General features: G+C 65.1%; 12 protein-coding genes. 7 read left to right on the top strand and 5 right to left on the bottom strand.

What is annotated here, in order from left to right; all coding sequences use genetic code 11:
• The first annotated feature begins 109 nt into the window (after positions 1 to 109).
• The 6 genes from QCE69_RS07700 (at position 110) to QCE69_RS07675 (ending at position 6,722) form a co-directional block, all read left to right on the top strand.
• Positions 110 to 739: a biliverdin-producing heme oxygenase gene (locus QCE69_RS07700; protein ID WP_309916483.1), complete on the top strand. Its 630-nt coding sequence runs from the start codon at positions 110 to 112 to the stop codon at positions 737 to 739.
• Entirely contained in the window at positions 736 to 3,129 is a 2,394-nt protein-coding gene (locus QCE69_RS07695; protein WP_309930183.1) for an ATP-binding protein, read from the top strand. Before QCE69_RS07700 ends, QCE69_RS07695 begins: the two co-directional genes overlap by 4 nt.
• Complete coding sequence (locus QCE69_RS07690) at positions 3,122 to 3,586, top strand: response regulator (protein ID WP_309808453.1); 465 nt, start codon at positions 3,122 to 3,124, stop codon at positions 3,584 to 3,586. The genes QCE69_RS07695 and QCE69_RS07690 overlap by 8 nt, the downstream gene beginning before the upstream one ends.
• 80 nt (positions 3,587 to 3,666) lie before the next feature.
• Entirely contained in the window at positions 3,667 to 5,604 is a 1,938-nt protein-coding gene (locus QCE69_RS07685) for a response regulator (protein ID WP_309930182.1), read from the top strand.
• A gap of 141 nt (positions 5,605 to 5,745) precedes the next feature.
• Positions 5,746 to 6,222 (top strand): VOC family protein, encoded by a 477-nt coding sequence (locus QCE69_RS07680; RefSeq protein WP_309916474.1) that lies wholly within the window; start codon positions 5,746 to 5,748, stop codon positions 6,220 to 6,222.
• A gap of 26 nt (positions 6,223 to 6,248) precedes the next feature.
• Complete coding sequence (locus QCE69_RS07675; RefSeq protein ID WP_309930180.1) at positions 6,249 to 6,722, top strand: VOC family protein; 474 nt, start codon at positions 6,249 to 6,251, stop codon at positions 6,720 to 6,722.
• 9 nt (positions 6,723 to 6,731) lie between these two features.
• Here QCE69_RS07675 and QCE69_RS07670 read toward each other — a convergent pair whose 3' ends face one another.
• Positions 6,732 to 7,547: an ABC transporter permease gene (locus tag QCE69_RS07670; RefSeq protein WP_309916467.1), complete on the bottom strand. Its 816-nt coding sequence runs from the start codon at positions 7,545 to 7,547 to the stop codon at positions 6,732 to 6,734.
• Positions 7,544 to 8,251 carry an ATP-binding cassette domain-containing protein gene (locus QCE69_RS07665; RefSeq protein WP_309931596.1) on the bottom strand — a complete coding sequence of 236 codons (708 nt, stop codon included), beginning with the start codon at positions 8,249 to 8,251 and terminating at the stop codon, positions 7,544 to 7,546. Before QCE69_RS07665 ends, QCE69_RS07670 begins: the two co-directional genes overlap by 4 nt.
• 134 nt (positions 8,252 to 8,385) lie before the next feature.
• On the opposite strand from QCE69_RS07665, the gene QCE69_RS07660 reads away from it, so the two are divergent.
• Positions 8,386 to 10,749, top strand: coding sequence for an AsmA family protein (locus QCE69_RS07660; protein WP_309916464.1), 2,364 nt, complete (start codon positions 8,386 to 8,388; stop codon positions 10,747 to 10,749).
• Positions 10,750 to 11,401: 652 nt separating this feature from the next.
• Here QCE69_RS07660 and QCE69_RS07655 read toward each other — a convergent pair.
• From QCE69_RS07655 to QCE69_RS07645, 3 genes are all read right to left on the bottom strand, one after another.
• Complete coding sequence (locus QCE69_RS07655; protein ID WP_309930178.1) at positions 11,402 to 11,644, bottom strand: DUF2795 domain-containing protein; 243 nt, start codon at positions 11,642 to 11,644, stop codon at positions 11,402 to 11,404.
• A 44-nt stretch (positions 11,645 to 11,688) separates the two neighbouring features.
• A complete protein-coding gene (locus QCE69_RS07650) occupies positions 11,689 to 11,955 on the bottom strand; it encodes a hypothetical protein (protein WP_309808442.1) in 267 nt (88 codons plus the stop codon).
• Positions 11,956 to 12,184: 229 nt separating this feature from the next.
• On the bottom strand, positions 12,185 to 13,921 hold the full coding sequence (locus tag QCE69_RS07645) for a ClcB-like voltage-gated chloride channel protein (RefSeq protein ID WP_309916461.1): 1,737 nt from the start codon (positions 13,919 to 13,921) through the stop codon (positions 12,185 to 12,187).
• Between the last annotated feature and the right edge of the window lie 7 nt (positions 13,922 to 13,928).

Below are 13,928 nucleotides of genomic sequence, written 5' to 3'. Positions count from 1 at the left end.
GTGCGATTTCTACCGACACCCACGCCCAGCCAGGCGCCCGAACCGGTAAGCCCTGCCGATACCCGCATCATTCGTCCGCCTCGCGGTCCTTAAGCCCACTCATCGCAACATGCAATCCGACCTTCTGTCCCGCCTGAAGAACGAAACCGCCGCGTGTCATGCACGGCTCGAGAATGCGCTTGACCTGATGCGGGACGATCTGCAACGCGACGAATACATCGCGCTGCTCGAACGATTCTATGGCTATGTTGCACCGTGGGAGGACGCCGCGGCCGCGTGCCTGCCGGCCACGCTGTCGGTCTTTTTCGACCAGCGCCGCAAGGCGCCGCTGCTGGCCGCCGATCTCGCCGCGCTGACCGGCGAACGCCGGCCGGTCGGCTCCGTGCCGCAGGCCGACACGCGCTATGACCTGCCGCGCCTCCACAACCTGGGCGATGCGTTCGGCTCCATGTACGTGATGGAAGGCAGCACGCTCGGCGGACGGTTCATTGCGCCACACGTCGCGCAGCGTCTCGATCTCGCGTCAGGCCTGGGCAATGCCTATTTCGAAGGCTATGGCGCGCGCACCGGCAGCATGTGGAACGCGTTCCGCGAAACCGCCGCCGCCTCGGTGCCCGAAGCCCAGCATGACGACGCGGTGAAGGCCGCCATCGCCACCTTCGAGAGCCTGCAGTCCTGGCTGTGTCCCGAAGCGGCCGGTGTCGACGTCGTCCCGCCCGTACCGGGAGCCGTCACATGAGCGGGACGGACAGCGGATCCGGCGGTTCACTCACTCCCGGAGCGGGGAGCTACGGACCGCCCGACGCCGAGGCACGCCGGCTCACGCTCAGTTCGGGCGTCGCGAGCAAGGATTGCGACGCCGAGCCGATCCACGTTCCCGGCGGCATCCAGCCGCATGGCTATCTGCTGGCGCTGGCCGACGATCTCCGCATCGTGCAGGCCAGCGACAACCTGCCTGCATTGACGGGCGCGCCTCTGGATGCGCTGCTTGGCCAGCCGCTCGCGGTGGCGCTCGGCGAGGCCGCCGCGCAGCGCATCGCGCACGTGGCCAGCATGGCGGCGCTGGAAGATTCGCCGCTGTATGTCGGACCGGTCGAGATACCGGCCGCGCCCCCCGGCTCCGCGCGTCTCGATGTCACGCTGCACCGGCACGACGGCATCCTGATCGTCGAGATGGAAGCGGCGGCGGCAAGCGGCGACACGTTCGCCTCGATGTATCCGCTCGTGCGCACCTTCGCGCGCGGCCTGCAGGATGCGGCGACCGTCCAGGAACTGGCGGAACTCGCGGTGCGCGAGGTGCGCGCGATCACGGGCTTCGGCCGCGTAATGCTCTACAGCTTCGACGAAGAAGGGCGCAGCCACGTGCTCGCGGAAGACCGCGAGGCGGACTACGCGTCGTTCCTGCATCAGTTCTTTCCGGCTTCCGACATTCCGCGCCAGGCGCGCGCGCTGTATCTGAAGAACCGCATCCGCCTGGTCGCCGACGTCAACTACACGCCCGCGCGCCTCGTGCCGGATGTGAACCCGCTCACGGGCCGTCCGACCGACCTCACCTATTCGACGCTGCGCAGCTTCTCGCCGGTGCACCTCGAATACATGCGCAACATGAACACGCATGCGTCGATGTCGGTGTCGATCGTCGTGCGGGGCCGCTTGTGGGGCCTCGTCTCGTGCCACGACCATGCGCCGCGCATCGTGCCGTTCAACACGCGCGTCGCGGTCGAGCATCTCGGCAACATGCTGTCCTTGCAGATCGAGGCGAAGGAAGAGCGCGCCGAAGGCGAATATCTCACCGACCTGCGCCGGACCATGGGCCGCCTGATCGCCGCGATGGGCGAGCACGAGCGTTTCGTGACCGGACTGCAGTCGGTGCCCGCCGACGTGCTGAACTTCGCGCGTTCCGCCGGCGCGGCCATCGTGTTCGATGATCAGGTGACGCTGCTCGGCGCCACGCCCGACGAAGACACGGTGCGCGCGCTCACGCACTGGCTCGCGGAACATACCAGCGGCGTCTGGGCGACCGATTCCCTGGCGCGCCAGTGGCCGCCCGCCAAGGCGCACGAAGACCGTGCGTGCGGCGTGCTGGCGGTGCCGGTGTCGCAGATCTTCCGCAACTATCTGCTATGGTTCAGGCCCGAGGTGATGCAGACCATCAAGTGGGCGGGCGAACCGGTCAAGATCGAGGACGGGGCCGGCGCGAGCGCGCCGCGCACCAGCTTCTCGCCGTGGCTCGAAACCGTGCGCGGGCATTCGAAGCCCTGGCGCGCGGGCGAGATCGAGATTGCGGGCGAGCTGCGCGGCGCGCTCCTGAACATCGTGCTGCGGCGCGCCGAGGAACGCGCGGCGCTCGCCACCGAGCTCACGCGCGCCAACAAGGAACTGGAAGCGTTTTCCTATTCGGTGTCGCACGACCTGCGCGCGCCGCTGCGCCATATCGCCGGATACGGCGACCTGCTGCGCGAGCAGGAGGGCGAGCGCATGTCGGAGAAAAGCCGGCGCTTTCTCAACAACATGCTGGATTCGGCGCGCTTCGCGGGCACGCTCGTCGACGATCTCCTGACCTTTTCGCAGATGGGCCGCGCCGCGCTGCGCCCCGCCCCGGTGGACCTCGGCATGCTGGTGCGCTCGGTCGTGCAGGAGTTCGAGCAGGAGGCGTCGGGACGCGATATCGAATGGGTGATCGGCGACCTGCCGCGCGTCACCGGCGACGCGGCTTTCCTGCAACTGGCGGTGCGCAACCTGCTGTCGAACGCGGTGAAATATACGAGAACGCGGGAATCGGCGAAAATCGAGGTATTCGCCAGCCGCAGCGGCGAGGAATACATCATCGGCGTCCGGGATAATGGCGTCGGCTTCGACATGAAGTACGGCGCCAAGCTGTTCGGCGTGTTCCAGCGCCTGCATCGCGCGGAAGAGTTCGAGGGCACGGGCATCGGACTTGCAAATGTGCGGCGCATCATCGAACGGCACGAAGGGCGGACCTGGGCCGAAGGGCATCCGGGGCAAGGCGCGGTATTCTATTTCTCGCTGCCGGTCGTGTTTCGCAGCATCGGCGCCGCGCAAGGCGCAAAGGGACCCAACGGCGCTCAAGGCACGCCAGTAACAAAGTCACGAAGAGACCATGCTTAAACCGATATTGCTTGTCGAAGACAACCCGAATGACCTCGAGCTGACGCTCGTCGCGCTCGACAAGAGCCAGCTCGCCAACGAGGTCATCGTGGCGCGCGACGGCCAGGAAGCGATCGACTATCTCACCTCCGAAGGCGAGTGGAAGGCGCGCGCGCCGGGCAATCCCGCCGTCATTCTGCTCGACCTGAAGCTGCCGAAGATCGACGGTCTGGAAGTGCTCGACATGATCCGCTCGAACGCGGCGCTCAAGAGCATTCCGGTCGTGATGCTGACCTCGTCGCGCGAGGAGCAGGATCTGATTCGCAGCTACGAACTCGGCGTGAATGCGTATGTCGTGAAGCCGGTCGAGTTCGCGGAATTCGTCGAGGCGATCAGCGATCTCGGCGTGTTCTGGGCCGTGCTCAACGAGCCGCCGCCGGGCTCGACGCGCCTGCGCCGTCCGCCCAACGCGCAATGAGCGCAGCGATCCTGTCCGCGGCGTCCCGCCGCTTCGCGCACCCGTCCCCGCACCCGACTTCCGGCGAGGACGTGTAGATCATGCAGCCCCTGCATCTGCTTCTCGTCGAAGACAACGCACTCGATGCGGAGTTGACGATCGCCCAGCTCGAACGCGCGGACTATGCGGTCGAAGCGTCGATCGTCTACGACTCCGCGGCGTTCGTCGCCGAACTCGAGAAGAAGCGTTTCGACGTGATCCTCGCCGATTTCGTGATGCCCACGTTCTCGGGCATCGAGGCGCTGACCATCGCGAGCGAACGCACGCCGGACACGCCGTTCATCTTCGTGTCGGGGCTGCTCGGCGAGGAACATGCGGTCGACATGCTGAAGCGCGGCGCGACCGACTACGTGCTGAAGCAGCGCCTCCAGCGCCTGCCCGCCGTTGTGCGCCGCGCGATGCGCGAGAGCGCCGAACGGGCGCAGCGCATCGCCGTGGAACGCGCGCTGCGCGAAACCGAAACCCATTTCCGGCTGCTGATCGACGCGCTCAAGGACTACGCCGTCATCACGCTCGACCCGGAAGGGCGCATTCGCACCTGGAACGCCGCATCGGAGCGCATTCTGGGCTTTCCGGCGCAGGACGTGCTCGGGCAATCGGCGGATATCTTCTATAGCCAGGAAGACCGCGAGACCGGCGTGTTCGAGGCCGAATTGAACACCGCGCGCCGCGAAGGCAGCGCAAGCGACGACCGCTGGCTGTGGCGCAAGGACGGCCATTCGTTCTTCGCGTCGGGCGTGACTACCGCGATCCGCAGCGAGCATGACGAACTGATCGGCTTCTCGAAGATCGTGCGCGACGCCACCGATGCCCACATGGCCGCCGACGCGCTGCGTCTCGCGAAGGATCAGGCCGAATCGGCCAACCGCGCGAAGGACCATTTTCTGGCGGTGCTGTCGCACGAACTGCGCACGCCGCTCACGCCCATTCTGGCGGCCGTGCGCCTGCTCGAAATGAAGCATGCGCTGCCGCGCGAGGCCCATCCGACGCTCGACCTGATCCGTCGCAATGTCGAACTGGAAGCGCGCCTGATCGACGATCTTCTCGATCTCACGAGCATCGCGCGCGGCAAGCTCTCGCTGAATTTCGCGAACGTCGCGCTGGACACGCTGCTGACGAGCGCGCTCGACATGTCCGAAGCCGACCTGCGCGCCAAGAGCCTCACCCTGAAGACGTACTTCGACGCGAGCCGCTTCGTCGTGCTGGGCGACGCCGCGCGCTTGCAGCAGATCGTCTGGAACCTGATGAAGAACGCGGTGAAGTTTACCCCGGCGAATGGCCGCATCGAAGTGCGCACCTGGAACCCGGATCCCGCGACCATTTCGGTTTCGGTCACGGACAGCGGCATCGGCATCAGTGCCGAGGCGCTGCCGCGCATTTTCTCGGCGTTCGAACAGGCCGACGATTCCATCACCCGTTCCTTCGGCGGTCTGGGACTGGGACTGGCCATCGCCAGCACGCTCGCGCAGAAGCATGGCGGCACGCTGTCGGCCTACAGCGAGGGGCGCGAGAAGGGCGCGCGCTTCACCCTCACGCTGCCGCTCGCCCGCGTGCAGCCGGAGCACGAGGACGCGCCGCGCGTCGAGGCGGCGCAGCAGGAACACAGCCGTGCGCTGAGAGTCCTGCTGGTGGAGGACAACGAGCAGACGTCGTCCGCCATGGCCGAAGTGCTGGAAATGCTGGGCCATCAGGTGACCGTCGCCATCACGGTGGCGGAGGCGATCGGACACGCGAAGCGCGCGTCGTTCGATCTGCTGGTCAGCGATATCGGACTGCCGGACGGCAGCGGACTCGACATCGCACGCGCCTGGACGAGCCTGCAGCCCAACAAGCCATCCGTCGCCATCACGGGCTACGGCATGGACGAGGACATTCGCCGTTGCCGCGAAGCCGGCTTCCTCGATCATCTGACCAAGCCCGTGAATTTCTCGCGGCTCGAAGGCCTGATTCAATCGCTTGCCGAGCAGTCTTCGAAATAGGCTATCGCGTCATGCCGGCGCGGCGTGAAATTTTTGCGCCGCCGCTGCGCGTTCATGTCGATTGACGCCCGCGCCGATCGTTGTAGGGTGTGAGAGCGCCGCCACTGCCTGGCGCGCCTCGTCCACTCTCACGGAGCCGACATGTCCTCTGCTGCTACTGAACCCATTCCTCCCGGCATGCATTCGCTGACCCCGCACCTGTGCTGCGCGGACGCCGCCAAGGCCATCGACTTCTACAAGCGCGCGTTCGACGCCGTCGAAATGGGCCGCATGCCCGGCCCGGACGGCCGGCTCATGCACGCGATGGTCAAGATCGGCGATTCGATGCTGATGCTGGTCGACGAACATCCTGAATTCGGCATGCTCGGGCCGAAGGCGATCAAGGGTTCGCCGGTCACGGTGCATCTCTACGTCACGGATGTCGATGCCACGGTCAGGCAGGCGGCCGAGGCCGGCGCGAAGGTCACGATGCCCGTCGCCGACATGTTCTGGGGCGACCGCTATGGCCGTCTCGAGGATCCGTTCGGGCATCAGTGGTCGGTCGCGACGCACAAGCGCGACATGAACCCGGAAGAGATGAAGGCCGCGATGGAAAAGGGCTGCGCGCCCGGCCAATGACCCCATTCGAGAACGGAGACCCGCAGATGGACAAGATCTCGCCCTGCCTCTGGTTCAAAGGCAACGCGGAAGAAGCCGCAAATTTTTACGTCGCGACCTTCAGGGGTGCGCGCATCACCGAAGTCATGCGCCATACGGAGGCCAGTCCCGGTCCCGCCGGCAGCGTGCTCGCCGTGCTGTTCGAACTGGAGGGCGAGGCCTTCATGGCCTTGAACGGCAATTCGCAGTTCGACTTCACGCCGGCCGTTTCGATGTTCATCAAGTGCGATACTCAGGAAGAGATCGACTACTACTGGGACAAGCTGATGGACGGCGGCAAGTCGATGGCCTGCGGCTGGCTCACCGACCGCTATGGCGTCGTCTGGCAGGTGGCGCCGAGGCGTTTGCTCAAGATGCTGCAGGACCCGGATGCGGAGAAGGCGAACCGCACGATGCGCGCGATGATGGACATGATCAAGCTGGACTTCGTCGAGCTGGAGCGGGTCTACAACGGCGCGTGACCGGACAACTCAAGTGGCGCGCTTGCGCGGGCGGCGCTCCACGAGTTTCGCCGCCATGAAGCGATGGTCGGCCGCGAAGAGCCGTCGGTAGGTCAGCACGATCGCGGCGACCACGCCGAGCGCCGAGGCTGCCGCGATCAGGAACATGATGACGATCTGATAGCGCACCGCCTGCAACGGCGACTGTCCGGCGAGCACCTGGCCGGTCATCATGCCGGGCAGGCTGACGAGGCCGACCACCGCCATCTGGTTCAGGGTGGGAATCATGCCCGCGCGCACGGCCTGGCGCGCGGGGCCTTGCGCCGCTTCCCAGCGGGTTGCGCCGAGCGCGAGCGACATCTCGACGGCGGCGCGTCCGGCGGTCAGTTCCTCGGTCATCCGCTCGATGCCGAGGGACACGCCCGTGAGCGTATTGCCGAGAATCATGCCGAGGATCGGAATCGCGTATTGCGGCTCGTACCAGGGATGAATACGGATCACGACGAACAGCCCGAACGCGCCGATCAGCCAGGAACTGCCCCAGATCGACAGGATGCTGTCGACGCGCTGGCCCGCGTAAGTGCGCCGTCCGCGTCCGGATGCCGCGAAGCCGGCGATGACGGTCATCAGCGCCATCAGCGGCAGGACGACATACCAGCGGTCGAACGCAAAAACCCAGCCGAGCACATAGCCGATCAGCAGCAGCTGCACGACGGTGCGCACCGCCGCGACGGCGAGCTTGCGTTCGAGCCTGAGCTGGAGCGCGACCGACAACGCGCCATTCACCACGATCAGCAAGGCCGCCAGTCCGATATCGACGATCCCGAGATTCTGATAGCCGTTCATCGCAGGTCGCCTCCGAGCACGCCGGCGTTCATGGTCAGGTGGCGCGTGGCGACGCGCCGCGCCTGTTCCGGATCGTGCGACACCCAAACGCAGGCGCGGGCGGCATCGGCATCGAACCAGGCGGCAACGAGCGCTTCGATCGAACGCGCCGAAGCCGGGTCGAGCGAGGCGGTGGGTTCGTCGAGCAGGAGCACGTCGGGCGCGAGTTGCAAGGTGCGCACGAGCGCGGCGATCTGCGCCTCGCCGCCCGACAGCTCGCTGGCGGACTTGTCGAGGAAATCGGCGGCGCGTCCGGCCGCCTGGGCGAGCCGCGCGGCAGTGTCCCGATCGAAACGCACATCTCGATAGGCCTTGAGCATGAACGGATAGCGCAGGTTGTCCTCGACGCTGCCGTCGAGCATCGCGGGACGTTGCGCGATATAGGCCACGCGCCGCCGGTACGCCGGAATGCGCGAGTGCGCGATCCGCTCCCCGCGCCAGGTCACGTAGCCTGCATCGCAGGCGTCGAGCAGCGCGAGCGTGCGCAGGAAGACGCTCTTGCCGGAGCCGGAAGGGCCCGTGATCGCGGCGCGCTCGCCGCCATACAGCGTGAAATCGGTGGGCTGAAGCAGCGTCGTGCCTCTCACGGCGTCGCGCCGCGTGACGCCGTGGGCGGTCACGAGCTCGGTCTTCGGGGAAACGCCGGGCGATGTCGCTTCGGGCATCGGATGCATGTCAGGTGGAGGGGTCGAGATCGACATCTTACGGAGTTTCAAGCGGTGTCCAGAAGGCGCGTGGACGCACGCCGGGCACATTATGTGCTGCCGCACCGAATAACGATAATACGCATGGAGAGGTCATGGCGCAGGCTGGAACGACCCGCAAAATCGGCAAGATCGCCGCCTGGTTCTTCGGCATTCTGGCGGTGCTGATTGCGATCCTGGTGGTCATTTTCCTGACCTTCGACTGGAACCGGCTGCGACCGTGGGTGGACGACAAGGTGTCCGAGGCCATCGGCCGCCGCTTCGAGATCACCGGCGACCTGAAGGTGGGCTGGCATCGTCCGCCCAACGAGACCGGATGGAAACGCTGGGTGCCATGGCCGCGCTTTTCGGCCGAGAAGATCACCATCGCGAACCCGGACTGGACGCGTCAAAAATTTTTCGCGACGCTCGACGAGATCGACTTCCAGGTCGCCGTGCTGCCCCTGCTCGCGCATGACATCGTGATTCCGTCGATCAATCTCGTGAATCCGTCCATCGATGTGGAGCGGCTCAAGGACAAGCGCAATAACTGGACGTTCAAGTTCAAGCAGTCGAACGAACCGTCCACGTGGAATCTCAAGCTCGGCGACATTTCGCTCGCGAAGGGCACCGTGAGCCTGCGTGACGAAGTCACCAAGGCTGACATGCAGGCGGTCATCGATACGCTCGGTCAGCCCGTGCCCATCGGTGAAGTCATGAAGCAGCAGGAAGCAGCGTCGGCGAAGTCTTCGGCCGAGATGGTCGGCAAGAGCGGCGCGGCGAAGCTCAACAAGCAGGCCGATGCGGCGGCGGCTTCGGAAGCGTCGGCCGCATCGGCGGCGTCCGCTGCGGCAGCGGCGAATGCATCGGCGCCTAATCCGGCGAGCACGTCAGCGAACACCAGCATCACCACCAAGGACGCTCCTAAGCCGCCGGTTCCCCCCTACGCGTTCGGCTGGACCGTGAAGGGGACGTACAACGGCGGCAAGGTGTCCGGCGACGGCAAGCTGGGCGGCGTGCTCGCGGTACAGGACGCACAGCGGCCGTTCCCTGTGCAGGCCGACGTGCGCCTCGGCGACACGCATATCGCCTTCGTGGGCACCGTGACCGATCCTGCGCATCTCGCGGCGCTCGACCTGCGCCTGTGGATCCAGGCCGTCAGCATGGCGCATCTGTATCCATTTACTGGCGTGACGCTGCCCGAGACGCCGCCGTTCGCAACCGAAGGGCGTCTGACCGGACAGTTCCGCGAAGACGGCAACGTGTTCCATTACGAGAACTTCACGGGACGCGTGGGCGGCAGCGATATCAACGGTTCGCTGGTCTATGCGGGCAAGAAGCCGCGTCCGCTGCTGCAGGGCGAACTGGTGTCGCATCTGTTGCAGTTCAAGGATCTCGCGCCGATCATCGGCGCCGATTCCAACGCGAGCAAGGCCAAGCGCGGCGAGACGGAGAAGCAGCCATCGTCGAAGGCGCTGCCGACCGAGGAGTTCAAGACCGATCGCTGGAAGTCCATCGACGCCGATGTGAAGTTCACCGGCGAACGCATCATCAAGGACCCGGACCTGCCGATCACGAACCTGTACACGCACGTGGTGATGAACGATGGGGTGTTGTCGTTCGAGCCGCTGAAGTTTGGCGTGGCGGGCGGCTCGCTGGCATCGAACATTCACCTCGACGGCAGCGCAGCGCCGCTCAAGGGACGCGTGTCGGCGCAGGCGCGGCATCTGAAGCTCAAGCAGCTGTTCCCGACCAACAAGACGATGCAGTCGGCGCTGGGTGAAATCAATGGCGATGCAGCGTTGTCCGCTACCGGCAATTCGCCGGCGGCGCTGGCGGCGACATCGAACGGCGAAGTGAAGGCGTTGGTCACCGAAGGCACCGTCAGCCGGCTTTACATGGAAGCAGCCGGGTTGAACGTGGCGAACGTGGTGTACGAGAAGCTGTTCGGCAAGCGCGATGTGAACATCAACTGCGCGGCGGCGGATTTTGTCGTGACGGATGGCGTGCTCGATTCACGCGTCTTCGCACTCGACACCGATGATGCAGTCATCAACGTCGACGGCACGATCAATCTCAAGACCGAAGCCATGGATCTCGGCATCCACCCGCACACGAAGGGCGTGCGGATCTTCTCGCTGCGCTCGCCGCTGTATGTGAAGGGCACGTTCAAGGATCCGCATATCGGCGTAAGTCCGGTGCTGGCAATACGCGGGGCGGCGGCGGTCGGGCTGGGGCTGATCAATCCGTTCGCGGCGCTGATTCCGTTGATTGCGCCGAGCAACAACAAGCCGCTGCCGTGTCAGCAGATGCTTGCTGATATCGGCAAGGCGCCGACCGCGCCGCCTGCGGGACAGAAGGAGAAGGCCAAGGCGGCGCCGGCTTATATGTCGTCGGGGGCGGCGGCGAGTGATCAGGGCGCGAAGAAGAAGCCGGCGGCGCCGGTGGGGGCTAGTGCCGCGCAGTATAAGGGGAGTTGACTTACGTCGCGTCAGCAGGGGAGTGCTCATTCCGCCGCTTTAGAAGGGGGAGGCTTGGGGAACGTGCTTGCCTCGCTCCGACAAGGCGCGGATAACCACGCAATCCGTCTTGCAAGACGAATAAAGGCTTGACGCGCTCGCTCGTTCAGCACGAGCGAGACGCGGGTTCCGCTTTGCTACAGGCTTCCAACCTGTCCGCTGCGCATGCAATGAGATTTCGCAGAATAGGACAAACCTGCTTTTGACTGCGTGTTTATGTTTGTGAAATTGTGTCCCGGACGGGCGTGATCTGTTGCTTTATGGCAGGCAGACGAAGATCGACATGCCGAGGGCTAGTAGCCGTTTCCACGGCACGCAAAGAGGCGATGCAATAGGAGTTCTCCACAGGCCGCGTGGAAAGCCCTGTGGAAAACCGCTGGGTGACTTGCTCAGTCATTTGAATTCTTTGGGAAATCCAGACGTGGTGCGGATCGAACCAAGATCGCCACCAGGCAAACCAGTGCAATCGAAGCCTGACTTATCCACATATTCTGTGGACAGCGCTGTTGAAAAGGCCGGGGGATCGGCCTAAGTCTTTGACGGCGAACGATTAGTATGACGTGCCCGAAGGGCAGCATACATGCACGCTACGCTTCCATACGCGCACCAGCACTCAACTCGACAGCCCCGGTCCGCCATTACTTCCCAGCAACTGCTCGACCGAATCCGCATCCGCATAATCCTGCTCGGGCAGCCCGTCGAACAGCGTGACGACATCATTGCTGACGCCGGCTTCGCGCGCGGCGTCGACGATGGCGTCCTTGTTGGCGGGATACTTCACGAGGCGCAGCACGTGAGCGATCTCATCGTCGATCGGCTCATCGTTCAAGGCGTCTTTTGAGTGCGTGTCGGTCATTGCGCTGACTTGATTAGTTGATGATTCGGAAAGAAAACCACTCGTCAGGTCTGCACCTGAACCGGCTGGCTAGCCATACCGTGATTCGGCGTACGCGACTTCGGCAGCGGCACGTGGCGCCAGCGCGCGTGATCGAGGTCCTGCGCGGCAACTTCAGGCGCCGGCGGCGCAACCGGAGCGACATTGACGCGCAGGGCGGCGCGTGTCGCGGTGGCGGCGGCGGTGGATTCGTCGGTGGAACTCGTATGCAGCGGCGCGGCATAGCACGAGACCGACACCAGGGCCATCGACAACAACGTTGAGGTCTTCATCGGGCAACCCCTCCTCACGTAGGCAGCGAGAAGCATCAAGCAAAGCCTGTGCCGATGCTCGCATGACCTGCCTGGCCGCGCGCCGCGACCGCCTGAGCGGACTGCGCACGGGCGCGACGTGCGGGCGTCGCGCGGACGTACTTCGAGTGAAATGTGAAGTGGACCCGGACCGCGCGCAGGACGCACGCAAGCGGCACGCCGCGCCGCAAAATTGCACGGCTGCGCAGTTTCAGCGCGACGTCGGATTCAAACGGAAGTATGCGTCCAGCAGCGAGGTTTTGTACACGACTCCCAGCAGCAGTGGCTGGCTCTTGTTCTCGACCACCGGCAGACGCTCGCCCTGGAACGCGAGGAAGTGCTGCAGCGCCTCGCCCAGCGACATGTCGGGCATCAGCACGTCGAATTGCGGCTGAAGATAGTCGGCGGCGGTCTTGGCTTGCGTGTCGTGCTCGTCGAGCAGGTCGGAGGTGATGTCCTTCAGCGCCACCACGCCACGAAAACGGCCGGCTTCATCGACGACATACAGGTACTTCACCGGATACTCGAGGAACACGCGCGTCATGTCCTTGATGTTCGCCGTGAGCGGCACGACGGTATCGGCGGGCTTGACGAGCTCGCGCATCTGCGTGGCGGCCAGACGCACGCGCTCCTTCTCCTCGCGGTTGCGGCGCAGCGTGACTTCGTACATCGAGGTCTGCTCCGAGGTGCGCGCAATGAAGTACGCAATCACGCACGACAGCATCAGCGGCAGCATCACCTGATACGAGAGCGTCATCTCGAAGATCATCAGGATGGCCATCAGCGGCGCGTGCGTGGCGGCGGCGAGAAACGCGCCCATGCCGACCATCGCATAGGCGTAGGGCGCCGAGGTGGCATGCGGCCAGATGGCATGCGCGCCGATGCCGAACAGGCAGCCCACCACGGCGCCAAAGAACAGCGTCGGCGTGAAGATCCCGCCGACCGCGCCGGAACCGGCGGTGGCGGCCGTCGCGATGATCTTGAAGAGCAGCAGCGTGAGCAGCGTGGTCCAGGTCCATTGCTCATGCAGCAGCGAATTCACGACTTCATAGCCGTTGCCCCAGACTTCGGGCCACCAGATCGAGATCACGCCGACGATCAGCCCGCCCGCCGCGAGCCGCACGGGCAAGGGCCACGGCAACATGGCGAAGCGTTTCTTCGAGGCGCTGAGCAGCCGCAGGAATTGCGGCGCGAGCACGCCGCAAAACAGGCCGAGCACGACGAAGAGCAGCACTTCGACACCGGTGACGGTGGGGAAGACCGGCATCTCGTACGGCGGCCGATAACCGGCGAACTCGCGCATCGTGATGTTGGCAACCACCGACGACACGACGATGGGCCCGAAGCTTTCCATCGCCATGGAGCCGAGCACGAGTTCGGTGACGAAGAAAGCGCCGGCGATCGGCGCGTTGTAGGCCGAGGTGATCCCGGCGGCCGCGCCGCACGCGACCAGCAGGCGCAAGCGCGGCGGATCGAAGTGGACCCAGCGGCCGATCAGCGACGACACGAGCGCGGCGAGCTGGACCATGGAGCCTTCGCGGCCGATCGAACCGCCGCTCGAAATGGTGATGAGCGAGGACAGGCTGCGCCAGAAGCTCTGCCAGACCGGCACGACGCCATCGCCGATGGTGACGGCTTCCATGTAGTCGGTGCTCGCGTTCTTGTTGACGCGGCGGCGCGCGATCAGCAGGCAGAAGCCCGCGATGACGCCGCCCGCGGCGGGCAGCAGCATGCGCACGGGCCAGGGCAGGCCGAGCGCGAGCGCCACGAGTCCTTCCGAACGATTACCCAGCAGATGTTGCAGGATCTCGATGCCTTCGCGAAACAGCGCCGTGGCGAACGCGCCGGCCACGCCGACCACGACTGCCCAGACGAGCATCGTATGCGAGTCCGACAGACGAAAGAGCCGTTGGGCGCGGGTACGGAGCTTGAGCAGGAACGAAAGCACTTTTGCG

Source organism: Caballeronia sp. LZ032, assembly GCF_031451315.1.
Lineage (GTDB): Bacteria > Pseudomonadota > Gammaproteobacteria > Burkholderiales > Burkholderiaceae > Caballeronia.
Note: the sequence above shows the minus strand (reverse complement) of the source record. Positions and strands in the feature narration are given on the sequence as shown.